We start from the raw sequence: 25,804 nt of genomic DNA on the forward strand, positions 1-25,804 counted from the left end.
ATACCGCATCATTACAGACTCAATTAGCTAAAAACGCGTAATAACCTGTCGTCAAAAGAGGGAAGACGACAAAAAAATTTTAAAATTATTTTTGGGGTTTATATTTAAATTGTGGTAGACAAGCAACTCACACAGACTTTAACAATAAAGTTTTCAATAAAAGAAATCTGGTTTTAACAATGATCGGAAGAACCCTCTGTTTTGTAGCTTCCATCTCTAGCCTTTTCAACCACAATTATATTTAAAACACAAAAAACCGTAGGCAATAACACTGCCTACGGTACGTCTGATTTATAAAGTTAGATTACATACGTTTAGCTCCGCGTCCTCCACGTTTGCCTTCCGTATTTTTCTTCAAAGAAGATATACGCTCTTCGCTATCCTTAAGGAAACGAGAAACCTTATCTTCAAAAGTTGCCTTTGTTGCAGGTGGCTTAAATGAACGTCCACCACGGTCACGATTAAATCCGCCGCCTCCACCAGAACGTTCTCCTTCACGACCGCCTCCGTTAAATGGACGGTCTGGTCTTGGTGCACGAGGTGGTCTAACAGCTTCTACCGGTTTGTCTACGGCCTGTTTAATGGAAAGTCCGATCTTGCCGTCCTTATCGACATTAATTACCTTCACGGTAACTGCATCGCCTATCTTCAGATGATCATTGACGTCTTTCACATAGTTATCGGCGATCTCCGAGATATGAACAAGACCCGTGACACCTCCTGACAGATCCACAAATGCTCCGAAATGCGTGATGCCTGTCACTTTTCCTTCTAACTTGGTGCCCACTTCTATTGCCATAAAATAAAATGATCCTCCCTTGAAAATATACAGCCAGGCCTTAAAGTCTTGACTGCGGTGATTTGATTATAACTCAATGAATGAAATAAGGTCAACAGACGTATATCCCCTAAGGTTAATCATTTTTGTGATTCATTACTAGGTATACGCACAGGAAGTTCACCGGGCTTATATAAACCGTATTTTTTCATCGCAATTTGCCCAATATACTCTGGATCCTGTAAGCGACTAATCTCATATTTTAATTGCTCTAGCTTCTGCTGAGTTTCGTCTAAGGAAGCCTTTGTTTCACTAAGCTGTTGAGACTTTCCAGAAATCTCCTCTGCTTGTACATAATAAGTATAACCTGCCCAAGCTAGAAATAAAACTATACATGTCGCCCAAATTTTAAGCCGTCTACGTGCGCCAGCAGCATTGGCTGGAGTGTTAGGCTGGTTTTTTTGATTTTTTTTAATTGATCTGACCGAGCCCATCAAGACACCTCCATACATCATCAATTATTAGGAAAAAGTTTAGTCCATATTGTTACAATTTTATTCCATATGCTGTTTACCCATTTAGGAACAAAGAAATGTTTCCATAATGGCTTGGTTGCCCACGCAAAAAGCTTCCAAAGTGGAATCACTGTTATTTTACTTATTATTTTTGCAATGTTTACAACTACAGTCCACAGCCATAATAACAGCACCCTTAAAACTTTAAATAAACCAACTAATGGTGTTATGATCATAATGCTAAATATTTTTAGGATTAAGTTATAAATATATGAAGTCACCTTTATTAAGGTTACCACAATTTTTTCTGTGATAAAACTAAGAAATAAAAAATAGATCCATACACCTATAAAAAGCCCCAAAAATACGTAAAAACGAAGCTCGCCAAAGTTGCTGTGATATAAATTATGAAAGACAAATAATGCTGCCGCAATCCAATAAACGACATCAAGCATATGATTAATGATATTGGCTACCTGTAGCCTGCCTGACACAATTCGATAGCTATCATAGATTACCCCCATTAATGCACCGGAAAACATCATCCACAATAAAGTTATCCACTGCATATGTAAATTCATCGGAGTAACTTGCCAAGCCACCCTTTACTAGATGACTTTGAACCAGGATCTATATATGAGAGCGAGTGGACTAAACCCTCAATACTTACCAAGCCCTGCTCCAGGTCTAAGTTTTTAATATGCAAATTTTGTCCTTTAATCGTTAAGTGCCCCAACTCTGTCTGCAGCAAAAATTCTTCATTATCGAAACTTTCGACATTTATTACGCCACTAAGCTCAAGTAGCTTGCGATGTAACAAATGTAATTCCTGACGTTTTCCTTTATTTTGTTCAACCATAGCATGTACCCCCCCTTCTTACAGATAGCTTATGGGGTACTTTGTCCATTTAGAACAGGAAGACAAAAGAAAAAAAGCTATTCGCCTTGATTTACAACATCATAAACAACAATATAAAAAAACGCACTCCAACATTGGAGTGCGTAGCATCAACCTGCAATCATTAAAAATCGAGGACGTTATCTTTAGCTATAGGCTCTTCCTTCACTAAAGTATACATCGTAGCGGCCTCTTCTTTGCGGACATTATCCGCTAAACGTTCCACGCGGACTGTAACCAGCTTTTGTCCAAACTGTACAGTTAGCTCGTCCCCAACCTTAACCACCGTACTTGGCTTGGATTCGCGTCCATTGATAAGGACTCTCCCTTGTTGTGAGATATCCTTAGCCACAGTACGCCGCTTAATCAGTCTTGAGACTTTGAGGAACTTGTCTAATCTCATTATTTTACCGCTTCTTTTAGCTTGTTACCTGCTTTAAATGCGGGAACGTTAGATGCAGGAATTTCGATTGTTTTACCTGTTTGTGGGTTACGGCCTGTACGACCAGCACGTTTGCGAGTTTCAAATGTACCAAAGCCAATCAACTGTACTTTATCTCCACCTGCTAATGCTTCAGTAATTTCACCCAAAAAACCATTTAATACAGACTCAACGTCTTTTTTTGTCAATCCGCTTTTGCTGGAAATGTTGTTAATTAGATCTGTCTTGTTCATAATTAATGCCTCCTAAATAATTGAAAATAATAGTAGTGCTATAAGTAGAAATGGAATTCTACTCATTTTTAACGTTGGTTGAACCAATTTTATCATAAGGTTTTCAAGCTGGACATACAATATATAGTTTTATATACTGCAAAAAAAATGAAATTGATTCACTTGTATGAATATTCTTTCTACAACTCAAAAATCCTGCTTGGTAGATCATAATTATTTTGTAGTCGCCTTGGCTTCATTCCATAGCTCATCCATTCTAGCTAGACTAGTTGCCTTCAAGGACTGTCCCTCTGCTGCTAACTTATCCTCAATATAGTGAAATCTAGCCTTGAACTTCCCAATCGTTTTGGATAAAGCCTCTTCTGGATCAACATCAATGAACCTAGAAACATTGACAATTGCAAATAACAAATCACCAAGCTCCAAAGTTTTCTCAGTTGCACTATAACCTTCAGAAATGGCTTGCTTTAGTTCTCCTAGCTCTTCCTCTACCTTAGCCCATGCACCGTCCAGATGATCCCAGTCAAAGCCAACCTTAGCGGCCTTTTTCTGTAATTTATAGGCCTTCATTAGGGCAGGCAAATCACGAGGAACCCCATCTAGCGCAGATAGCTTCTCAGGTTCAATTCCCTTAGCACGCTTCTCTTCCGCTTTCATCGCATCCCAATTTTTTAGTGCAGCCTCGGCATCCTCCGCACTAAGGTCACCAAACACATGCGGGTGTCGATAGAGCAGCTTTTCATTTAGACTTTGAATGACATCATAAACACTAAAAGTGCCTGTCTCTTCTTCCATCTGTGCGTGAAGCATAACTTGAAGCAATAGGTCCCCAAGCTCCTCCTGCATATGATCTGGATCATCCTCATCGATCGTTTCAAGCACCTCATACGTTTCTTCGATCAGGTTTTTACGAATGGAAGTGTGCGTTTGAGCGATATCCCATGGACAACCACCGGGACTACGCAATATTTGAACAATTTCATGCAGCCTTTCAAAGCTACGCACCTGCAACGCCTCATCCAAGCTTCTTGGGACATAAATTAACGACAAATTGCCATACCCCGTATTTCGATCAAGCTCATATAAAGGAATACGAACGACCTGCTCCTGTCCCTCTACCCCTAATGCATGAGCAACCACGACCTCATAGTCATCGGGGAATACCTCCATTAGACTAAGCTTCACATCAGATGCCGTAAAAGTATCATACACTTGTCCAATCAACGTATGAAGCTTCGGATTAACTTGACCCGTGATGACTGTAGAAGCATCAAGTAGCTGAAACCCATCTATCGGATCAAAGCCAAGACGTAAAAATGCCTCATCCAAAAAGCTTTCTCCGCCTGTTATATGCAGGGTGATGCCTTCTAACGGACAACGCTCCATTAATAGCTGTACAGTTGACTCTGCCACCATGGGATGCCCTGGAACAGCGTACAGTAGCTGCTCTCCCGCTGGTAAGTCCTTTGCATAACTGACCAATAGATCAGCAATTTCTTGATACACCGAAGGAAAATCTTCATGCTTCTCATACACATGGTCAAAGGAAGTAAAGTCGATCCCATCGTTCTCTAGCCAGCTAATGACTGGATGATCCTTACTGCGTGCATATCTATGCTGTGCGCCTTGTAGCTGCTTTAAAATACCAAGTGTGAGTCGATCAGGATCACCAGAACCTAAGCCTACCACACTAATCATTGCTCCCATACCTTTTCCACACTCCCGTTCCACTCATCCAAAGCAACAGAATTATACATGCTTCCTGTGAGATTATACATAAAAGTATACGCCATTTACAAATTTATCGTTTGAGTTTCTCTATCAGCTTTACAAGCTTTGGACCAATTTTAGGCAGTGTTAACAGCTCCTGCTGACTAATAAAGTTACTTTTTAGTAAGGTTAAACCAAATAATATGACACCTAAACAAACCCCCACTAAGCTATGGACTAAAGCGATAATACGCTTTTCAGGCAATAAAAAATAAACGAACATATGCAAAATAAGCAAGCCTATGGACATCGCTAAACAAGCAAGCATCGGCTTCATTAAAATTTGACGTAAATTGAGCTTAATTACTTTTAAACGCCAGAGTAGATAAATATTCAGCCCTGCTGCTAACATATAAGCCCCAATCCCTGAAATTGCCGCGCCATCCCTCCCAAGTAACGGGACAAGAATAAGGTTCAAGCCTAACTTCATACTAGCTGCAATTAATAAATGGACAGCGGGGGCATGCGCTCGCCCTATTCCTTGTAAAAGTGCCGCCGACACGTACGCTAACGCCCCTGGGGCTGCTGTCCAGGCAATCCAAGCAAAAGTCCCTGTTCCAACATCATCCTTGTATAACATGACGTTAATTGGCTCTGATAGCAATGCTAAGCCCATAGAAGAGGCCAGCCCAATTAACCAGCACCAACGTAATGCAATCGTGCTTTGTTGCCGAATCCCATCTTGATCGTCTACAAGCTTGAGTTGCGCTAATCTAGGAATAAATAATACAGATAATGAGGAAGCGATCATTGTCACTAACTGCACCAAGGGAATCCCACGGTTATATACTCCAATTTCATTCATTGCATAGGCCTCGCCATGAATGTCGCCTAATAATCTAGGCAATGTAAATGTATCCATTAGACTAATCAAAGGAACAGCTAAAGCTGCCAAACAAATCGGCCACGCATAACGTAGCATTTCTTTTAGTAATGCATAATTATTTGGCTTAGATGCATGCTCTGCCTCATAGTGGAATTGAGTTGGAGTTGGAATTTTACTTATTCCCCGTTTATATTGAATCCAATAGAGCAGCATGACAATCAATCCTGCAAAGCCACCCACCGCTGAGCCTGCTAACGCCCCACCAGCAATCACATCATCACTAGCCTGTAGACGATGAAAATATAAGAGCAGCACAATCATGACACCTACGCGCACGAACTGCTCAATCACCTGCGATATCGCAGTGGGTACCATATCCTGTAATCCCTGAAAATAACCACGCAAACCTGCACTTAGAGGTACAAATAATAAGGCAGGGGCACATGCTTGTAGTGCTGGAATGATCGATTTCGTGCCAATGAGCACAGAAATTAGCGGCGCACCTAAATATAACGTAATGGCACTTAAGCTACCTAAAATAACTAGCACCCATGTCGCTATTGATAAAACTTGACGTTGTCCCTGTCCTCGCCCATTGTGAGCAAGGTCTCGCTCTGCAACAAATTTAGCAATCGCGGTAGGGAAACCTGCCGTTGCGATAATAATTGCCATATTATAAAAAGGGTATACCGTATTATAAATACCAAAAACACCATCGCCACCAATATTTTGCAAAGGGATTTTTTGCAGTGTCCCTAATAACTTCGTAATAATAGCCGCCGCTGTTAGTACTACTGCACCTTTAAGCAAGCCGCTGGAGCGTTTTTTATTAACATGATTATTTTTATGCATTATGTACATATCCTCCATGCACTTGTCATCCTTCATCATTATATGACGAAATTGAAGCAACACACAAAGGACATAAAAAAATAACACTCCCACACCATAGATTCAATATGAACTGGTGTAGGAGCGTTATTTCATCATTGTTCCATTTGCTTAGCCAAAAATCCGGCTGCAGTTTCAGCCATTTTGGACTCAAGCTCAGACATTTTAACGTTTTCTTCTCTGTTAAGCAGAATCACAGTACCAATTGGGTCACCGCCAGAAATGATTGGGGCGATAACAAAAGCAGAGATGCTTTCAGGATGATCCTTGTACATTTCATAAGTGCCTGCATTACTTTGTACTATAATTTTGCGACCTTCCATACTGCTCTCTAACATTGCGCTGATCGACTTGTCCAAGTATTCCTTCTTGGAGGTCCCTGCCACAGCAATAATCGTATCACGATCTGAAATTAAAGTAATATGACCAGTGCTTTCATACAAAGACTCCGCATATTCCTTAGCAAAGTCGCCAAGCTCTCCAATTGGAGAATACTTTTTCAAAATTACCTCACCATCGCGATCCACAAAAATTTCTAAAGGATCCCCTTCACGAATACGTAAGGTTCTACGAATTTCCTTAGGAATAACAACGCGACCCAAATCATCAATACGGCGTACAATACCTGTTGCTTTCATTTACATGTTGCCCCACTTTCATCAAAGTTTAAACTTCATCTAAAAAAGCATGAAAGAAATCTGCTTAAATTGTGTTCGCTGTGATTCTGACCATAGTATTCATCCGTTTCCAAAGATTTATGCAAACAGTGGTGAGAAGTTATAAATATTTGGTTGTTAATAATACTTGGTTGACAAAATGGGGTGGTAGCTACGAAACAGAGGGTTGTTTCGATCGTTGTTAAAACCAGATTCTTTATATTGACGATACACTTGATTGTTACAATCTGGTTTTAAATACGAACGTTTCACTTCTCCACAATCCCTCCGTTCCTTCGCTAGTTTGGGCTGGTTGTCAACCAATTATTAAATGATCAACCAAATATTTATAGGTGAAAGTAAAAAGAGGATATAAAAAGGGCCAGGCAGATAACCTTACGGTTCTTGCCTAGCCTTTTTAACAAATAATTATTTGCCACTGTTTGTTTTTTCAGAATTTGTCTTATCTGAATTAGTTTTATTTGCATCTGTGTTCCCTTTTGTATCCTTGCTGTTACTGCTGTTTTGATCCTTTTTATCATTGGTTGCTTTATCGTTGCCTTTTTCATCTTTTTTTGTATCTACCTTAGGTAGATCAATTTTTTTGATGATCTTATTTGTAACTTCACCAGAAATAAATTCATCCAGCTTTTTAGAAGCAATTTCTGTTTTTAGGACATCCTTCTCATCCTGGCTTAAATCATCAAGCTTTTTCTCTGTACGATTTTCAACCAAAATGATGTGGTACCCAAATTGAGTTTCAACAGGCTCGCCTACTTTACCGATAGGTTGAGTTAATGCTGCTTCCTTAAACTCAGGAACCCAGCCACTTACATCTGCATTTTCATACAAGCCACCATTTTTGTTAGAGCCTGGATCAGAGCTGTATTCATTTGCTAATTTAGCGAAATCCTCACCCTTTGCCAATCTTGCCTCTAGCTCCTTAGCGAGCTTTAAGGACTCCTCTGAAGTGCGAAGGTCTTTGCCTTCAGCGTCTTTAAGACCAAGCAAAATATGACGAACACTTGCTTTTGTATATTTGTCTTTTTCAGCTTCAAATTGAGTTTTAACCTCATCATCTGTAACCTTGTTAAGCTGCGTTTGTAAAGCAGTGTAAGCACGTAAGAAGTAAGTTTTAAATTCATCCTCAGTTACCTTTTGCGTATCTAACGCTTTTTTAAATGCCTCATCGCCACCAGCAGATTGCTTCATCGCTTCAAACTGCTTGTCCGCTTTTTCCTTAGCTGCTTTTTTAGTTGCATCGTCGGCATTTTTCTCTAAATACGTGTAGCCAATCATTTGCTTAATCAAGAAATCATGGAATTCATCGGTTTTAATGTAGCTTTCGTAACCAGGCTGAAGTACAAGCAAAATACGTTCCTCGAGATCAAACTGAGATGCCGTAACCTCACCCCCATCATAAGTTGCGACTACGTTTTCTTTCTTACCACATGCTGCAAGTACAGAGAACACCATAATTGCCGTCATGGCAACTAATAGCATCTTCCATTTCATTCGTTTATTTTGAGACATTTTGTAATTCCCCTTTCGATTTTAACGAGCTAGTCATCGCATCTAAAAACTGTTCTAGCAGCTCCATTAAAGCTTTATCTTCCAACCCTTTAATTTTTAAATGGATAGTTAGCTGTGCGCCTTGATTAAATTGTACACGTCTTCCATACATATTGCCAACTTCGACAATCCTCGACGGGATTAGCTCTTTTTCACGACCGGCCTGGAATTTAAGGATGAGATCATCCCCACGACGTTGAATAGAATCAATGCCAAGCTCTCTGCCATAAAGCTTCACTCGACTGACAGATAATAAATTATGCACAGCCTCTGGAAGCTCTCCAAAGCGATCCAGCATTTCGTCCTCTAGCTCAGAGACATCATCAAATGAAGACACCGTTGCTGTCTTTTTATAGATTTCAATTTTTTGAATACTGTCATAAATGTAATCAGAAGGTAAATAAGCATCAATACTTAAATCAATGGTTGTATTTACCACATCCTGTGTAGGATTTGCTTCACCTAGCATTGTGACCTTACGGTTTTGGATCTCCTCTGCCAGCATTTGTGAATACAGATCAAAACCGACGGAGGCAATAAAGCCATGCTGCTCAGCACCAAGTAAATTTCCTGCACCCCGAATAGACAGATCCCGCATCGCAATTTTGAAGCCTGATCCAAGCTCTGTAAACTCCTTGATCGATTGTAGACGTTTTTCTGCTACCTCTGTTAAGGACTTATCGCGCTGATATGTGAAATAAGCATAAGCGATCCGATTTGAACGTCCTACGCGTCCTCTGAGCTGGTAAAGCTGTGATAACCCCATTTTATCGGCATCATGGACAATTAGTGTATTTACGTTAGGAATATCGACGCCTGTTTCAATAATACTTGTACTTACCAATACGTCATATTCCCCATCAAGAAAATCAAGAATTGTTTTTTCGAGCTCCTGCTCTGACATTTGGCCATGTCCAATCCCAACTCTAGCATCAGGTACTAAAGCAGAAATCTGTGCAGCCATCTCTTGGATACCTTGAACTCGGTTATAGAGATAATAGATTTGACCTCCACGCGCCATTTCACGCTCAATGGCCTCACGAACAAGTGCAAAGCTATGCTCAACAACATAAGTCTGCACAGGGAATCTATTTTCAGGCGGTGTTTCAATGACAGACAAGTCACGTACACCTAACATTGACATGTGTAAAGTTCTTGGAATAGGTGTTGCTGTTAACGTAAGCACGTCTACATTGGTTTTGAGACGCTTCAGCTTCTCCTTGTGCGTAACGCCAAAGCGCTGCTCCTCATCCACAATAAGTAAGCCCAAATCTTTAAACACAATGTCTTGAGATAACAAACGATGGGTACCAATAATGATGTCCACTGTCCCGTTTTTAATCCCTTTTATCGTTTCATTTTGCTCCTTGCGACTACGGAAACGACTCAAGGAGTGGATTTGAATCGGATAGCCAGAAAAACGCTCGCGGAACGTTTCAAAATGCTGTTGCGCCAAAATGGTAGTTGGCACAAGCACCGCGACCTGCTTACCCTCGATTGCCGCCTTAAACGCTGCACGAATGGCGACCTCTGTTTTTCCGTATCCAACATCCCCACATAATAAACGATCCATCGGACGTTTCTGTTCCATGTCCCGTTTAATTTCTTCTATCGCCCTTAGCTGATCATGTGTCTCATCATAAGGGAATATCGCTTCAAATTCCTGCTGCTCAGGCGTATCCTTTTCAAAACCAAAACCTGCTGAGGCTTGACGATCCGCATAGAGCTTAATAAGTTCGTCGGCAATGTCTTGCACAGAGGAGCGAACTTTATTTTTCACCTTTGTCCAATCGTTTCCGCCTAGCTTATAAACCTTTGGCTCTTTATCCTCTGCCCCAACATATTTTTGAATGAGATCAATTTGTTCAATTGGAACCGATAGTTTGTCTCCACCTGCGTACATAATATGCATGTAATCTTTATGAATACCTGCAACCTCTAGTGTACCGATGCCAATATATTTCCCAATCCCATGATTTTGATGAACAACATAATCACCAATCTTTAGTTCGGTGTAGCTCTTAATCCGTTCCGCATTATCCATGCTTTTTGTTGTTTTACGAGTTTTTCGTTGCTTTTGAGAGAACATTTCTCCTTCAGTAATGACAACAAGATGGATTGAAGGTAACTCAAAACCAGACTGTAGGTTCCCTTGGATAATTGTTGGCGCTTCGATCGAATAGTCATCTAATACGCGGCGCATTCTTTCCATGCGTTCCGTCCCACTAGCTAACATCACAACATGCGCACCACTTTTTTTCCAACGCTCCATTTCAGATTTAAGCACATTCATTTGGCCATGGAAATCCTGCATAGTTCGGCTTACAAAGTTTACGATATTTTGAGGCTGAACATGAGGGACCTGACGTAAAAATAACGATAAAAATAAAGTTTGAAAAGGACGATGATACAACACACGATCACTTTCATGTGCAAGCTTAAGCTCAGGCAGACTTTTACCATTTTGGAATAGGTTAAGATTCCATTCTGTTTCATCCCGCTCTAGCTGCTTGGCTGTCTCTAATAAACGTGCAGGCTCATCTAAAACAAGCAACGTATCAGGCGACATATAATCATATAAAGTATGGTGCTCAGGATAAATTAAAGAAATGTATTTATACATCTCAGAAAAATAAATATGCTGACGCAGCATCTCTATTTCTCTAGAGACTTCTTCCTTGAGCTTTTGCTTTGCTGTACGATCAGTCATCTTTTCAAGCTGAATCTCTAATCTTGCAAATACACCCTGTGCTGCTAACTCCAAAGCTTGACCTGAAGCAATAATTTCCTTACAAGGTGTAATATTAACTTGCTTGATTTGGTCAATAGAACGTTGATCGGTAGGATCAAATGTACGAATTGAATCAATTTCATCATCAAACAATTCTATTCGATATGCTGAGCTTGCTGTAAGTGGGTAAAAATCTATAATTCCCCCACGCACACTCATCTCGCCTCTAGACTCGACACGTTCTACACGCTCATAGCCTAACTCGATCATGTTGGATAAAAACGACTCTAGCTCAAGATTACCGCCCACTTCAAGCTTAATATAGGCTTCTGCCATCACTTTCGGAGACGGAATAAATCTGCGCACACCAGAATAAGGCACCACAACAATCCCTCTAAAGTCTTGAGCGCATTGTAATAGTACCTCTATTCGTTGTGCTAACATTTCTGGGCTAGACACAGCGGATTCCGCCGCGACAAGCTCATTTGCAGGGTATAATAAAACTTGTTCGTGCGAAAGCGCTTCCTGTAAGTCATCTGCAATTTTTTGTGCAGCAAACATATTATGTGTAACTACTAGCATCGGTCGATTTGCTTCTTTGTGAAGTGCTGCTAGCATAACTTGTCTTGATGAACCCGATAATCCCGAAATCAATTGCTCCTTCATACCAGCATTAACGCCAGCTACAGTTGTTGCAAAATCGGAATCCTTTGAGAATGTTTCTAAAAGTGATTCTAACAAATGAGGCACCTCTCTTACTAAAAAATCCTGAATCAAAAAGGAGCCTTAGCAACCTGCCAAGACTCTATCACAAGCATAAACGAAGCTACCCGACATGCGGTTCATAGCTAACGTTCCTGCGGTGAATATAAGCCAATTTCTAGCTATTCAAACTCTTTATCACTGTAGTGGATTAGAGATCAAAGCAAGCTCAGGGTGATTGCGTAATGCTTCTGAGCAATACTCACATGTAACCTTGACGTTTATATCACCATTTGAATCATAGGCTATTATATCTCTCCGCTCATCAGGGGTCAAGGAAGTGAAGCCTAGCTGTTGCTCTGTCACTTGCGAATCTTCAAGTCTACCAACTATCGTATTACAATGCCTACAAAGATAAGTTATAGCCATATATATGCCTCCTGAAGGAATGTTATGCCCTCAGTATGCCCTAAACGGTTACGGTTTAGCCTTTGCTAGCCATTAAATTTAGCCATTGTATGCTCAAAGGAGTTGTTTAAACTAAAGGTAACTGCATCTGCTGCCCGCTCAATACTATCTTGAAGTAATGGGAGCTCTTTTTTTGCAAATTTACTTAGTACATAATCCACGATGGCATAGCCAGGCTCAGGTCTGGAAATTCCCATTCTTACTCGATTAAAGGTTTGAGTGCCTGTATGCTGAATAATGGACTTAATTCCATTATGTCCACCTGCACTTCCTTGATAGCGAAGCCGAATCCTTCCGACCTCTGTATCTAAATCATCATAGACTACAAGCATATCTTCAAGGGGCACCTTATAATAATCCATAAAAGCTCTGACGGATTCACCTGATAAGTTCATATAAGTCATCGGCTTAATCAAGGCTACCCTTACCCCATCGATCGTCCCTTCGCCAACCAACGCTTTACATTTACTTTGTTTAATCGCAATGTTATGTCTGGACGCAAGCTCATCCAGCGCCATCCATCCAATATTATGTCTTGTTTTTGCGTATTGGCTTCCTGGATTACCCAGACCAACAATCCACTTCATTTAACCCATTCCTCCTAGCTACAATTTTGAAAATAACGATAGGGGTTCCAGTCACCCGAAGGAAACTGCAACCCCTGTATTTATCAAAACAGGAATCTTATTCGATTTCGAATAATTTACTGATGGAGAGCTCTTCATGCACACGAATGATTGCTTCCCCTAGTAGCGGAGCAACAGATAAAACTTTAAGTTTGTCTGTTGGATTAGGATGAGTAATCGGAATCGTATCCGTTACAACAACCTCTTTAAGCGGAGAGTTCTCAAGCCGCTCCATCGCAGGACCAGATAGGACGGGGTGAGTACAGCAAGCATACACTTCCTCAACTCCACCTTCCTTGAGTGCATTTGCACCAAGAACAATCGTACCTGCAGTATCGATAATATCGTCAATGAGGATCGCTGTCTTACCCTCGATATTACCAATGATATTCATCACTTCACTCACATTTGGCTCAGGACGGCGTTTATCAATGATCGCGAGTGGCGCATTAAGGAAATCCGCCAATTTACGAGCACGAACCACACCACCATGGTCAGGTGATACGACAACAGGATTGGTAATATGCTTAGAGCGGAAATATTGAGCAAGAATAGGAACACCAAGCATATGATCTACTGGAATATCAAAGAAGCCTTGAATCTGCATCGCATGCAGGTCCATTGTAATGACGCGGTGAGCGCCAGCTTTTTCAATCAAATTCGCAACCAGCTTTGCTGTAATCGGATCACGAGAACGAGCCTTACGGTCTTGACGTGCATAACCATAATAAGGAATAACAACATTAATACTCTTAGCTGAAGCGCGTTTTAACGCATCGACCATAACAAGCAGTTCCATCAAGTTGTCGTTAACCGGTGCACAAGTAGATTGCACAATATAAACATGGCAACCACGTACACTCTCAGATAATTTGACCTGAATTTCACCATCGCTAAAGCTCATTGTCTCAGAATCGCCCATAGGAATCCCGATATAATCCGCGATTTGATGAGCCAATTTAGGATTAGAGTTACATGTGAATATCTTCAGTTTAGAATCACAATAAGTCATAAATTAAAAACCCTCCGTGCTAGTCTTTGAAATCAAACTTTTATGCAAATGAAAAACCATCATTTTTACGATTCCTGTGTTCTTTGCTTTTTAGCTTTAGCGCGAGCACGAAGCTTGTCCGCATATCCCGCTTTATTTTCCTGCCGTGATCTTGCAATGGCAAGATCGCCAGCTTTGACATCATGAGTCACGGTTGAACCAGCCACTACATAGGCACCTTCTCCAACCTTAACTGGAGCAATCAAATTAACGTTACTGCCAACAAAGGCATCGTCGCCAATTTCTGTCATAGATTTATTATATCCATCATAGTTGACTGTAATCGCACCACAGCCGATATTTACATTTTTGCCAACCTTTGCGTCACCTACATAGCTGAGATGAGAAACCTTCGCACCATCATCCAGTGAAGCATTTTTGATTTCTACAAAATCGCCCACCTTCACATGACTGCCTAGTTTCGCCCCAGGACGCAAATAAGCGAAAGGTCCCACCGTTGTACTAGATCCAACAATTGCCTGGTTTAGTACAGAATGTTTCACCTTCGCACCATCATCAATCTGGCTATCTTCAATATCTGCAGAGGGACCGATTACACAATCTTCTCCAATTACACTCTTACCAGAAATAGAAGTCCCTGGATAGATCACTGTATCTGATCCAATTGATACATCAGCACCGATATACGTTGAAGATGGATCTATAATACTTACACCATTCAGCATATGCTTTTGTAATATACGCTGACGCATTAAACGTTCTGCCTCAGATAACGCTAAACGATCATTTACACCGATCGCCTCGGCATAATCTGTTGTCATATACCCTTGCACAATTTCGCCTTCATTTACAAGAATACCAATAACATCTGTTAAATAATACTCTTGCTGTGCATTTTGGTTTGTAACCTTGTCTAGCGCAGCAAACAGCTTCACGTTGTCAAAACAATAGGTGCCTGTATTGATCTCATTGACAGCATCCTCTTCTGGGGAACAATCCTTTTGCTCCACAATGCGAACAACAGCACCATGTTCATTGCGGATAATTCGTCCCAGTCCTTGCGGATGATCAGTATTAGCCGTAAGTATTGTTGCTGCTGCATTATTTTTAGTATGCAAGTCAATTAGAGCTTCTAGGCTTTCTGGTGTTACAAGTGGTGTATCGCCACACAAAACAAGTGTGATTCCTTCTTCCGAACCCAGAAGTGGCTTGGCCTGCTTCACTGCATGACCTGTGCCTAATTGCTCTTTTTGTAGCACATATTCTACAGATGTGCCTAGATAAGACTGCACTACCTCAGCACCATGACCTGTAATCACAATACTGCGTTCACAGTTGACTTTCTGTACCGCGTCTAGCACATGACTGACCATCGGTTTGCCGCACACAGGATGAAGCACTTTGTATAATTTCGACTTCATTCGCTTCCCCTGACCTGCAGCCAGAACAATCGCTAACCTTTTCAAGGCCCATGCCTCCTTCTACTAAACTCAATACTGAATATATCTCATTTACGAGAAAAAGAAAAGAGAGCCATAAAGGATGGCTCTCTTTTCTCAAACCCCAATTAATAAAAAAACCGCTTACTGACGCTTATGCACCAGCTTCAACAACAACTTCTTCATGCTCAGCAGCACGCTCGTATTCAGCCAAAACTGCAGCTTGAATCTTCTCGCGAGTGCCAGAAGAAATTGGATGCGCGATATCCCGGAATTCCCCGTCCGGAGTGCGCTTGCTTGGCATTGCCACGAACATCCCATTGTTTCCATCGATGACACGAATGTCATGAACAACAAATTCATTGTCGATGGTAATGGATGCGATCGCTTTCATTCTCCCTTCGGAGCTGACACGGCGAAGCCTTACATCCGTAATTTGCATATGTGTTCACCACCTTTTTCCATCAGAGACTTGGTGTAATATTCCACATAGCAAACGGAAATCCTTTTTTTTCATCAAATAAATATCCTAAAATCAGGAATTTTTTTTATTAAACAGACTTTTCGACATCGTTCGTCTTAATCCCATAAATATCCCTATAAAATCGACAATTTTTTAAAACTTACCATCGGTCAAAATAATTGCCTGGTTCAACCATTATTTCTTTGCCTTTTGCATCCACTGCACGTAAGCTTGCTAAGCTAACATAATCATGAAGTAATCTTTGCTCTGATTCTACTTCACCCGACTCAACCAATACGCCAACACCTGCTACTTCCGCATTAAACTCTGCGAGTAAATCGACCATACCCTGAATCGTTCCCCCCGCCTTCATAAAGTCATCGACGATTAATACTCGTGAATGCTCCTTTAATGCTCTGCGAGATAACGTCATCGTATGAAGGCTTTTATGCGAGCCTGATACGTAATTAATACTTACGGCAGAACCCTCAGTAACCTGATGGTCTCTACGCACAAGGACAACAGGAAGGTTTAATTCTGCACCCGTAGCATAAGCAAGTGGAATCCCCTTTGTTTCAACCGTCATAATACAGTCAATACCTACACCGGCAAACGCAGTTGCAAACAGCTTACCTGCTTCGTTCATTAAAGAAGGTTGTCCTAATAAATCTGACATATATAAGTATCCGCCAGGTAATATACGATCTGGGGAAGCTAGCTTAACACACAAATCTTGAATAAAAGCTAAAGCCGCAGCTCTTGCCACCATTGGAATATATTTTACGCCACCCGCAGCTCCTGCTTGTGTATTCAGTTCACCAATTCCTTCAAGTTCAAACACTTCCTTGATAATTGCCAGATCTTCACTAATGGATGACTTTGCAGATCCATAGCGCTTGGCAAAATTAGTTAGCGGTATCAATTGATGAGGACGGGACAATAAATACTGAGTCATATCTACTAAGCGTGCGCTTCTTTTTAACTTTGTCACGAAGCATCCCTCGCTAAATCCGAATATTTTATAGAAAATATACCACTTTTATACGTGTTTTTTCAAGTCTAATGAAGAACTTAATAAGCGCACTGCATAAACTTCCTTACAAAATCCTCGTAATCCATTATAAATTCTTGGAACCTTAGACTCCTTAGAAACAAGTCCAAACACTGTTGGGCCACTACCTGACATTAATACGCCATCAGCCCCAAGCTTTTGCATCGTTTCCTTGAGATGAGCCACCTCTGGATACATTTGAAGCGTCACTTCCTCAAGTACATTTCCAAGCTCACTACAGACGTTATGGAACGATTTGGATTCAATTGCCTTTATCATTGCCTTAGCCGAAGGATGCTGCTTGATTTCTGTGCTTCTTAGTCTGCCATACACATCTGCGGTAGATACATTAATCGGTAGCTTCGCTAACACGACCCAGCATTGTGGAGGGCTAGCGATCTCCGTTAGAATCTCACCGCGACCTGTCGCAAGCGCAGTGCCACCTGAGATGCAGAACGGAACATCTGAGCCTAACTCCGCTCCAAGCTCCATAAGCTCCTCATAGGGGATGTTTAGCCCCCACAAGCGATTTAAGCCACGAAGAGTAGCTGCGGCATCACTACTGCCCCCTGCAAGCCCTGCAGCAACAGGGATCTTTTTATCAAGGTGAATGTATACACCTTTGGTGACGTGATAACGCTCTTTGATTAATTTGGCAGCTTTAAAAGCTAAATTTTTCTCATCTAACGGAATATATCCTGCCTGACTCGAAATAATAATCGTATCTCGAGGAAGCTCACTCATTTCTAGTCGATCTGCTAAATCAACCATTGTCATAATCATTTCTACTTCGTGATAACCATCTGATCTTTTATGTAATACATCTAGCATTAAATTAATTTTTGCTGGAGCCTTCTCATAAATTTTCAAGGTATTCACCTACCTTTTACATTTCCATCATAACCTGCTTAATATAGACTTAACATATTATAAAAAAAACTACCACTCACGTCTACGTGCAACACTTGAAATAAAAAATAAATGAAGCCCCAAATGGGACTTCATCGTAAAATTTATGACTTGCGTGCAGCGGCTTCCTCAGCAATCTGAATCGCTCTTTTAACCATATTTCCTGCATCCTTTGCCTTAATACCGCCCCAGCCTTCCTTTTGGACAGTATCGTAAATACCAAGGTCCTTTGCCACTTCAATCCTTAACTGCTCTGACATCACTCTGCGACGATTTCTACTCAATGTAAACCCTCCTCACAGCTTTATTTCATAAGTTCAAATGAACTCGGTTATAGTATGAGGCTTACGGCTGCGTAACATGCAGTGGAAAATAATCCATTCCATATAAAAAACGGCTTACGCCAAAGCGTAAGCCGCAAATGCAAAAAACATGATGTTTACGGTTTAACATACGGAATTCTAACTTCATCATTGGCTTCACCAATCATAACTTCCACCGATGAGGTTAAAATGTCTGCATAACTGTAAGAAACACGTTTAAGTGTCTGATCTTCTTCATCCAATTTCACGATAAAAACGGATGGATACGTCTCTTCAAGAACACCTGTACGTTCAACAGTCTTACGACGACCACCATTCGCCCGAAGGGTGATTTTTTGACCTACGTGAGCATCAAGACTGTGCTTAATATCATTCAGCGTATTTTTAGCCATTGACTGTGTCCACCTACTTTCTTTGCCTATTATACAACAAAGAAGGACAGGTGTCAAATTTTAATAAAAATATTATTATATCAGCAGTAAAAAAGTATTGTCAATGATTTTTTTTGAACGCTTTGGTTTATTGTGAAGGTACAACATTTAATTTAGAGAGATCATTAAACCGCGGGAACCCCATACGATAGCTTCCCCTTGTTTCAATTCCACCAATTCCCTGCAAGCCGCTAATCGTATTATTGAGCACTTCTCGCATTGGAATCGCATCTCGAATCGAAGTAAATGAAGCTCTAGCCGCAACATAAACAGGATCAAGAGCATGAATCAATACACGAGCAGGAGAGCTAGCAAAGTTAGCCCCCGCTTGAAGCAAAGCCTCAAAATGGGATTGGCAAGCACCTGCGATGACCGTTAAGGCATCGAAGTTACGCTCATATTTCCGTGCCTCTTCAACTGCATTCATGAAATGAATTGAATGTTTGTAGCTGCTTAGATTATACAAGTCATTATTAGGGCGATTTTTAAGTACACCATCATGTCCAGTGATCACAACAACATCCGGTCTTATTTTAGGCAAAAGTTGACTTAATGCCGAAGCCATCTGTGTTTCATTCACATAATAGCCATGTGCAGGTACATGAAGCTGCTCATACAAGCTAAGACTCTTTTTTAAATACCGCTCATCGCCATCCAAATGCAAAACCTTGCCTGGTACTTCAAAATAGGAATCAGACTTCGCCTCAAGCTTCCATTCAGCCTGAAGCACCTCCTGATTGCGCTGCATAAGCTCCAGACGTTCCTCGTGAAGACGCTCCATGGATTCCGTTGCCTTTATAATTGCTCTTTTCCCTCGTTCACTGGTAGAAGATAACTCCACTTTGATTAAATCATTTATGGGTGCATCTGCCATCAGACGAAATTCTGTTCCTTTAATAATTGCTTTACGAGCATCCAGTTCTTCTACGCGGAACGTAATATCCCCACCATATGATCTACGAACAACCCAATCTCCTAATTTCATCAGTCCACCACCTCTATCCCATCCTATGGGCTAGTGCGGGGAAACGTTACTTCAAACCTGCTTGAAATAAAATATTACTTAGTACGGCGAATTCCTCAATACTTAACGTCTCCGCTCTTCTGCTTGGTGTAATATTCGCTTGTGCTAATAGCGCTTCTAATTGCTCACGGCCTTCTCCTGGGAAAAAGCGACTCTTTAAATTGTTTGCAATCGTTTTTCTACGCTGAGCAAATGAGGCTTGCACTACTTCAAACATAAACGCTTCATTATCAACCTGAACTGGTGGTGCTTTACGAACAGTTAACTTAATAACAGCTGAGGCTACATTTGGCTGAGGGATAAACACACTAGGTGGCACGATACATACAAGCTCAGGCTCACTGTAATATTGAACTGCGATGCTAAGGCTCCCATAATCCTTACCACCAGGAGAAGCTGCCATGCGCTCAGCAACCTCCTTCTGAATCATAACGACAATATGCTCAAGCGGTAGCTTTTCCTCCAAAAGCTTCATAAGGATCGGAGTTGTCACGTAATAGGGCAAATTTGCAACAACACTGACACCGTCCACGTCTCCAAACTGCGCTGCAAATAAAGATGCAAGATCAAGCTTCAGCACATCACCATGAACGACATCTACATGAGGATAGGGTTCAAGCACCTCGTCCAAAATCGGCAATAAACGTTGATCAATTTCCACTGCCGTTACTTTTTTAGCCTGCTCAGCAAGCTTCTCCGTTAATGCACCAATTCCTGGACCAATTTCAAGTGCCCCCTTACTCTGATCCAGATTCGCAGCATCTACGATTTTCCCTAAAATATTTTGATCAATTAAAAAATTTTGCCCAAGACTTTTTTTAAATGAAAAGCCATGTCGATTAATAATTTCCTTCGTACGACGTGGTGTAGAAACATCTTCCCTCTTATTCATTCTCCGTATCCTCCAGCCTCTCAAGTGCGTTTAAAAACTCTTCCCTGCTTATTTTAAAAACCGTCAGCCGTTTAAAAAATTGTTTACCATTACAATAACCAATTCCTAATAATTCACCCATAATTTTTCGTCTCTCAGCGGCAGCTGGATCACAAATGAGCCCAGCATCAATGAGATCGCTCCATTCAATCATCCCTTGCTCCATACCCATCTCGCTACGAACACGGCTTAGCGCCTCTCTAATCGCTTCTGGTGATGCATTCTCTACGCCAATATCACCACGATAGGTTGCTTCACTTTTTGTTAGAAAAGCGTGCTTACAGCCTGGGATTCGATTTGCAACAATTTTACGTATACGTTCACCTGCATGATCAGGGTCTGTAAATATAATGACTCCCCTACGCTCGTGGGCTAATTCAATCTTTTTTAACGTGGTTTCATTAATAGCGGACCCACCGGTTTCAATCGTATCTGCTTCTACCGCACGACGTATCGCCACCGTATCATCGCGTCCCTCTACCACAATCACTTCTTTAATCAACCTATTACCCCCTACCTAGCCTAACCATCCACTTACAAATCAAAATATCGACTTACAACAAAAAAAGAAGAGGATATCCCTCTCCTTTAATATATCACATATAAATATCAACTCATTAATTCAGCTCTGGTTTGTTTGGACCAATGACATACACTGTACGTCCTTTTTTACGTCCAAAATTTTTAACATCTTTTAAGCTGTCATAATAGACGTCCATAATTTTACCTTTAATTGCTCCACCAGTGTCTTCTGCACGACGGAAGCCAAGACCTTCAATGTACACCCACCATCCAAGTGGAACAAGAGATTTATCCACAGCGATCGTTCTACCCTCTTTTACTCGGTTTCCTGAGGCTGTTTTTGTCCCAATTCCATCTTCCTGGCTGGAATAAGCAGTAAGCTGAACATTTTTTAATAGCTTTTTATATTTAAAAGAGACGCCGCCTTTATTTACAGATCCGCTATCGCTAATATCCACCTCGTCATTATTACGAGAAATGCTTGCAGCAAGAACGGCTGTTTTTGGCTCAGGCTTTGTACCAACTGCGATCACTTTTGTTTGTGCAGGCTGGTGAACTTCCTTACCTAACCAACGCTTGGATACAAATACCCCGTCTTCATATACTTTTTCGATATTATGCGTAACTACGCCTTTAGCACCTTCTGCAAGGATCTTCGTCTGACCTTTCGTCAATTTAGGATCCGCAGTTTTCACGATTGTGAAAGGAACTTCTTCTTTTGTTTGTGCGGTTCTTTTATCCACACGAACAACTCGAATATTCATATCAGCACTCAAAGCAGTGGTTAAAGCAGGTGTAATTTTATCATCAGGATTAATTTTAACACCGATTTCTTTTATAGCACCTTCAACATTTCCTTGTGTTGTATAATGCGTTTTGGTTGTTCCATCGAAAGACATTACGACTGGAATTGCTCGCTCAATTACAATTCGATCGCCATCCTTAATTTCATCAGTGAGTGCGATAGATACGTTATCCTCAGCCCTTAGATTAACCTTTTGTTCATCCAAAACGGCCTTCACTGAATCCTGTGATGTCTCCACATTTTGTATTGCGCCATCCACAACCAAGTATACACTTTTCTTACTATGACCATTCACCCAGATTAGCACGATTGTAGCTATAGCGATAATAGCTAGCCCAATTACTATAACCTGACGAATATTTTTGGGTCTCCACTGCATTACGTAAGACATGCTGGATGAGCGTGATCCATGGGTATTGTTCTTAGAGAAAATGCCCATATCTTCTCTCCTCCTTCATAGCCAAACTACTAACAAAAAAATCAATGAAGCACGTTAATAGGGCTACAATTCATAATTACGAAATGCACACATTTCCTGCATCTCGCTCCGTCTCCAGTCCAATCTGTTGCATCATCACCACCTTTGTTTTCCAAAGTATGATGAAACTATCACAATTATTCAAAAATAAAAGAAGCCTAAAGAAAGAGTTAGAGGAACTCCTTCGTGGCTTCTGAAAATTCCTGAAGTAATAGGATGCACGAGTTGCCTCTCTTAAGACGCCTACGAGGTTAGCTGTCGGGTTCGGACAAAAGAGAGCTGCCCTTTCTCAGTTCATTCGCTCATGGCGCAATGACCTCGATTTCACCCCTATGACCCACATACAGAAATCAATTATAGCTCGTAAAGTAAAAAAATTAGGCAAATTACGTTTACAGCTATATTGGTTCCCCCGTTCTCTGTAACAGAGATTCAGCGAGACTGGTTACGGAAACATTAATCCGTGTTATTTGGATTACTGAAAAGATTCTATCCTGTTTAGATGCAGGTTGTAAAGGACGAATCAAGAACGTTTTTTTAAAAATATGGTTAAAATATTGTAATAAACTCCGTTTTGTTGGTTAAAAAGCATTAATACTTCGCAAATACTCATTTTTTCATCGGGTTTTCTCCCGAATTCATCAAATGGAAAATAGTTCCAGTGCATTTTTCGTAGTTATTTGGGCTATTTCTTCCACAGAAATCCCTTTTAATTCTGCCGCTGCCTCTGCAACTAGACGGACATAAGCGGACTCGTTTCTCTTCCCACGAAATGGATGTGGCGTTAAATAAGGGGAATCCGTCTCAATTAGAAGACGATCTAATGGCGTGTTTACGAGCACCTCTTTAGGCTGCTTTGCATTTTTAAACGTAATGGGTCCACCAAAGGATAAATGGAATCCCATATTTAGACACATTTTAGCAATTTCCCAGCTTCCAGAAAATGAATGGAGAATTCCACCAACTTCACTTGCCTTTTCCTCACGTAAAATTTTCACAACGTCCTCATGTGCATCCCGATTATGAATACAAATGGGCTTATTCAAGCTGCGAGCTAGTCCAATCTGATTACGAAACACCTCGTGCTGAACATCCTTTGGTGACGTATCCCAATAATAATCCAAACCAATTTCACCGATCGCGACCACCTTATTATGGCTACATAATTGTGCAATCCAGTCTAAATCCTCTTTTTTCATCGTAATTGCATCTTGCGGATGCCAACCAACAGCAGCATATATAAAATCGTATTGCTCTGCTAGCGCCATCGTCGTAGGTATTGTTTCACGATTAAATCCAATGTTAACCATGCGGGTCACGCCATTATCTACTGCACGTTGAATCGTTTCAGCACGATCCTCTTCAAATTGGATTGCATCTAAATGTGTATGCGTATCAAATAACATAGCTTTAAATCCTCCTTAACTCCATTGCTCAAATAGTGCAAAAATATCGGCAGGGAAATGTGACTTTAACGCCAACACTTTATCATGCGGAAAGTACAAATGGTTTTTTCCCTTATGTAAACCACTTATAGAACGAACAATGTCAGATACTTCTGAAATTTCATGTAATCTTTCTTGACGGTCCAGCAATAAAATTTGTTTTTTTAGGTTATCATTATCTGGACGAAACACATCATAAGGTAAATCTGTTGGAAAATCAATTTCCAAATCATATTCAGGATTTAATCCAACTTCTACAAAAGTATCCTTTATACGATCGATTGTCTCCATATCCAACGCATCTATTTCTACATATTTATACAATTTACGATCTATAAATCTGGCACATAAGGAAGACAGTAAATCATCACCTTCATTACGCCATTGCATAAAGGCAGTTTGAATTAAAGCTTCATCTAATAGTAGATAATCCTTTACAGATATTTTCCTCCCAAATAAATGAGGTAATGGATGCGGTAAAAATTTAAATTCAAACCCTTCCAGAAATAACTCACCTGCTCTACGGAAAATCTGCTTTAAAATAATATCTGAGCTACGTGTCACTGGATGGAAATAAATTTGCCAGTACATTTGGTAACGTGACATTAAATAATCCTCAACCGCGTGCATGCCCGATTGTTTTACAACGATTCTCCCTTGATGAGGCCTTAGCATTCGCAAAATACGGTCCATATCAATCGTGCCATAATTTACACCCGTAAAATAAGCATCGCGCAGCAAATAATCCATACGGTCTGCATCCAGTGGACTAGACACTAAATTAACAATGATTGGCTTATCATAGTCTTTTCGGATAACAGCAGCTACCTGTTCAGGGAAATGCTCACCCATTGTTCTTAAAACAGACCCAACCTCTGTATCTCCTTTAATAATTTTAATCGTCCATTCTTCATGATTCATATCAAATGCATCTTCAATCGAATGTGAAAAGGGACCATGTCCTAAATCATGGAGTAAGGCTGCACATAATGCCACGAGGCGTTCCTCTTTAGGCCAATCAGGATAATTGCCCCTCTCGAATTGGGAAATGATCCGTCTAGTAATTTCATATACACCTAAAGAGTGTGAAAATCGGCTATGCTCAGCACCGTGGAAGGTTAGGTATGATGTACCCAGCTGTCTAATTCTCCGTAAACGTTGAAATTCAGTTGTATTAATTAATGCCCATATGATCTCATCTTGTACATGGATGTAATTATGAACAGGGTCTTTAAATACTTTTTCTTCGAGTAGTGGACGATTCATGACAACACACTCCTTTAATATATGTTTTTTTATACATTTTGATGACTACTTTTGATAGAGTTTGTCTTCTTTTGTCGAATAATGTCGATTATTGAAACTAGATAGAATGAATTATTAATAAACTTTAATAATTAGCTTTTCCCTTGATACATCAATGTTTTGTAACACCCTTTATAATTTTTAATTAGTAATTATAAAGAACTCTACCATAAATAGGTTGACTGATCTGGCAATGGTTGGTATTATAATTATCATAAAACAAAGAAGTTTGTCGAATAATGACGTATTTAATTTATAGCGAAAGGGGTTATCATCAGTTATGATGAAATCAACCGGTATTGTAAGAAAAGTAGACGAATTAGGGCGCGTAGTTATTCCTATTGAATTACGTCGTACTCTAGGCATCGGAGAAAAGGATGCGCTTGAAATCTACGTTGACGGTGAACGGATCATGCTGAAAAAATACGAGCCAGCTTGTATTTTCTGTGGCAATGCCGAAAATGTTATTTATTTTAAAGGTAAAATTGTTTGTCATGACTGCGTGACGGAAATTCCTGCCCCTGTGACAAATTAAGATTTTTAGTATATAATAGATTT

The 25,804-nt window shown here is 40.5% G+C and carries 27 protein-coding genes and 1 riboswitch; of the genes, 1 reads left to right on the forward strand and 26 read right to left on the reverse strand.

Annotated features, from left to right (window positions below):
* Window positions 1-304 precede the first annotated feature (304 nt).
* The 26 genes from ABE099_RS01890 to ABE099_RS02015 form a co-directional block, all read right to left on the reverse strand.
* The gene (locus ABE099_RS01890) at window positions 305-799 is read right to left on the reverse strand and encodes a S1 domain-containing RNA-binding protein (RefSeq protein ID WP_210090947.1); all 495 of its coding nucleotides are present in this window, start codon (window positions 797-799) and stop codon (window positions 305-307) included.
* A gap of 119 nt (window positions 800-918) precedes the next feature.
* Window positions 919-1,272: an FtsB family cell division protein gene (locus ABE099_RS01895; RefSeq protein ID WP_430026889.1), complete on the reverse strand. Its 354-nt coding sequence runs from the start codon at window positions 1,270-1,272 to the stop codon at window positions 919-921.
* 20 nt (window positions 1,273-1,292) lie between these two features.
* On the reverse strand, window positions 1,293-1,862 hold the full coding sequence (gene yabQ / locus ABE099_RS01900) for a spore cortex biosynthesis protein YabQ (RefSeq protein ID WP_430026890.1): 570 nt from the start codon (window positions 1,860-1,862) through the stop codon (window positions 1,293-1,295).
* Between the two features lie 8 nt (window positions 1,863-1,870).
* Window positions 1,871-2,152, reverse strand: a complete 282-nt coding sequence (yabP, locus tag ABE099_RS01905; protein ID WP_210090944.1) for a sporulation protein YabP — start codon at window positions 2,150-2,152, stop codon at window positions 1,871-1,873.
* Window positions 2,153-2,315: 163 nt separating this feature from the next.
* Window positions 2,316-2,594, reverse strand: coding sequence for an RNA-binding S4 domain-containing protein (locus ABE099_RS01910; protein WP_210090943.1), 279 nt, complete (start codon window positions 2,592-2,594; stop codon window positions 2,316-2,318).
* The gene (locus ABE099_RS01915; RefSeq protein ID WP_210090942.1) at window positions 2,594-2,866 is read right to left on the reverse strand and encodes an HU family DNA-binding protein; all 273 of its coding nucleotides are present in this window, start codon (window positions 2,864-2,866) and stop codon (window positions 2,594-2,596) included. The genes ABE099_RS01910 and ABE099_RS01915 overlap by 1 nt, the downstream gene beginning before the upstream one ends.
* Window positions 2,867-3,079: 213 nt before the next feature.
* Complete coding sequence (gene mazG, locus ABE099_RS01920; protein ID WP_430026891.1) at window positions 3,080-4,573, reverse strand: nucleoside triphosphate pyrophosphohydrolase; 1,494 nt, start codon at window positions 4,571-4,573, stop codon at window positions 3,080-3,082.
* A 94-nt stretch (window positions 4,574-4,667) separates the two neighbouring features.
* The gene (locus ABE099_RS01925; RefSeq protein WP_430026892.1) at window positions 4,668-6,314 is read right to left on the reverse strand and encodes a putative polysaccharide biosynthesis protein; all 1,647 of its coding nucleotides are present in this window, start codon (window positions 6,312-6,314) and stop codon (window positions 4,668-4,670) included.
* A gap of 134 nt (window positions 6,315-6,448) precedes the next feature.
* Window positions 6,449-6,991, reverse strand: coding sequence for a stage V sporulation protein T (gene spoVT / locus ABE099_RS01930; RefSeq protein WP_210090940.1), 543 nt, complete (start codon window positions 6,989-6,991; stop codon window positions 6,449-6,451).
* 447 nt (window positions 6,992-7,438) lie between these two features.
* Window positions 7,439-8,542 carry a foldase protein PrsA gene (locus ABE099_RS01935; protein ID WP_430026893.1) on the reverse strand — a complete coding sequence of 368 codons (1,104 nt, stop codon included), beginning with the start codon at window positions 8,540-8,542 and terminating at the stop codon, window positions 7,439-7,441.
* The gene (gene mfd / locus ABE099_RS01940; RefSeq protein ID WP_430026894.1) at window positions 8,529-12,053 is read right to left on the reverse strand and encodes a transcription-repair coupling factor; all 3,525 of its coding nucleotides are present in this window, start codon (window positions 12,051-12,053) and stop codon (window positions 8,529-8,531) included. The genes ABE099_RS01935 and mfd overlap by 14 nt, the downstream gene beginning before the upstream one ends.
* Window positions 12,054-12,212: 159 nt before the next feature.
* Complete coding sequence (locus tag ABE099_RS01945; protein WP_210090937.1) at window positions 12,213-12,443, reverse strand: anti-sigma-F factor Fin family protein; 231 nt, start codon at window positions 12,441-12,443, stop codon at window positions 12,213-12,215.
* 65 nt (window positions 12,444-12,508) lie between these two features.
* Window positions 12,509-13,069 carry an aminoacyl-tRNA hydrolase gene (gene pth, locus ABE099_RS01950; RefSeq protein ID WP_430026895.1) on the reverse strand — a complete coding sequence of 187 codons (561 nt, stop codon included), beginning with the start codon at window positions 13,067-13,069 and terminating at the stop codon, window positions 12,509-12,511.
* A 97-nt stretch (window positions 13,070-13,166) separates the two neighbouring features.
* Window positions 13,167-14,120 carry a ribose-phosphate diphosphokinase gene (locus tag ABE099_RS01955; protein ID WP_210090935.1) on the reverse strand — a complete coding sequence of 318 codons (954 nt, stop codon included), beginning with the start codon at window positions 14,118-14,120 and terminating at the stop codon, window positions 13,167-13,169.
* Between the two features lie 65 nt (window positions 14,121-14,185).
* On the reverse strand, window positions 14,186-15,586 hold the full coding sequence (gene glmU / locus ABE099_RS01960) for a bifunctional UDP-N-acetylglucosamine diphosphorylase/glucosamine-1-phosphate N-acetyltransferase GlmU (protein ID WP_430026896.1): 1,401 nt from the start codon (window positions 15,584-15,586) through the stop codon (window positions 14,186-14,188).
* A gap of 127 nt (window positions 15,587-15,713) precedes the next feature.
* Window positions 15,714-16,001, reverse strand: a complete 288-nt coding sequence (gene spoVG / locus ABE099_RS01965) for a septation regulator SpoVG (protein WP_210090933.1) — start codon at window positions 15,999-16,001, stop codon at window positions 15,714-15,716.
* 181 nt (window positions 16,002-16,182) lie between these two features.
* Window positions 16,183-17,013 (reverse strand): pur operon repressor, encoded by an 831-nt coding sequence (purR, locus tag ABE099_RS01970; protein ID WP_430026897.1) that lies wholly within the window; start codon window positions 17,011-17,013, stop codon window positions 16,183-16,185.
* A 48-nt stretch (window positions 17,014-17,061) separates the two neighbouring features.
* Window positions 17,062-17,943, reverse strand: coding sequence for a 4-(cytidine 5'-diphospho)-2-C-methyl-D-erythritol kinase (gene ispE / locus ABE099_RS01975; RefSeq protein ID WP_430026898.1), 882 nt, complete (start codon window positions 17,941-17,943; stop codon window positions 17,062-17,064).
* 143 nt (window positions 17,944-18,086) lie between these two features.
* Complete coding sequence (locus ABE099_RS01980; protein WP_430026899.1) at window positions 18,087-18,266, reverse strand: small, acid-soluble spore protein, alpha/beta type; 180 nt, start codon at window positions 18,264-18,266, stop codon at window positions 18,087-18,089.
* Window positions 18,267-18,421: 155 nt separating this feature from the next.
* Window positions 18,422-18,697 carry a biofilm formation stimulator Veg gene (veg, locus tag ABE099_RS01985; protein ID WP_210090929.1) on the reverse strand — a complete coding sequence of 92 codons (276 nt, stop codon included), beginning with the start codon at window positions 18,695-18,697 and terminating at the stop codon, window positions 18,422-18,424.
* A 127-nt stretch (window positions 18,698-18,824) separates the two neighbouring features.
* Window positions 18,825-19,721: a sporulation peptidase YabG gene (gene yabG, locus ABE099_RS01990; protein ID WP_430026900.1), complete on the reverse strand. Its 897-nt coding sequence runs from the start codon at window positions 19,719-19,721 to the stop codon at window positions 18,825-18,827.
* Window positions 19,722-19,767: 46 nt separating this feature from the next.
* Window positions 19,768-20,652: a 16S rRNA (adenine(1518)-N(6)/adenine(1519)-N(6))-dimethyltransferase RsmA gene (rsmA, locus tag ABE099_RS01995; protein ID WP_430026901.1), complete on the reverse strand. Its 885-nt coding sequence runs from the start codon at window positions 20,650-20,652 to the stop codon at window positions 19,768-19,770.
* Window positions 20,645-21,193, reverse strand: a complete 549-nt coding sequence (gene rnmV, locus ABE099_RS02000) for a ribonuclease M5 (RefSeq protein ID WP_430026902.1) — start codon at window positions 21,191-21,193, stop codon at window positions 20,645-20,647. Before rnmV ends, rsmA begins: the two co-directional genes overlap by 8 nt.
* Window positions 21,194-21,308: 115 nt before the next feature.
* The gene (locus tag ABE099_RS02005) at window positions 21,309-22,457 is read right to left on the reverse strand and encodes a ubiquitin-like domain-containing protein (RefSeq protein ID WP_430026903.1); all 1,149 of its coding nucleotides are present in this window, start codon (window positions 22,455-22,457) and stop codon (window positions 21,309-21,311) included.
* Between the two features lie 263 nt (window positions 22,458-22,720).
* Window positions 22,721-22,944: riboswitch (cyclic di-AMP (ydaO/yuaA leader) on the reverse strand.
* A gap of 193 nt (window positions 22,945-23,137) precedes the next feature.
* A complete protein-coding gene (locus ABE099_RS02010; protein ID WP_430026904.1) occupies window positions 23,138-23,902 on the reverse strand; it encodes a TatD family hydrolase in 765 nt (254 codons plus the stop codon).
* A gap of 15 nt (window positions 23,903-23,917) precedes the next feature.
* Window positions 23,918-25,207, reverse strand: a complete 1,290-nt coding sequence (locus tag ABE099_RS02015) for an HD domain-containing protein (protein WP_430026905.1) — start codon at window positions 25,205-25,207, stop codon at window positions 23,918-23,920.
* A 319-nt stretch (window positions 25,208-25,526) separates the two neighbouring features.
* Between ABE099_RS02015 and ABE099_RS02020 the strand changes: the two genes are divergently transcribed.
* Entirely contained in the window at window positions 25,527-25,781 is a 255-nt protein-coding gene (locus ABE099_RS02020; RefSeq protein WP_210090922.1) for an AbrB/MazE/SpoVT family DNA-binding domain-containing protein, read from the forward strand.
* Window positions 25,782-25,804: the final 23 nt, after the last annotated feature.

The organism is Paenibacillus turicensis (assembly GCF_050461185.1).
GTDB lineage: Bacteria > Bacillota > Bacilli > Paenibacillales > Paenibacillaceae > Fontibacillus > Fontibacillus turicensis_A.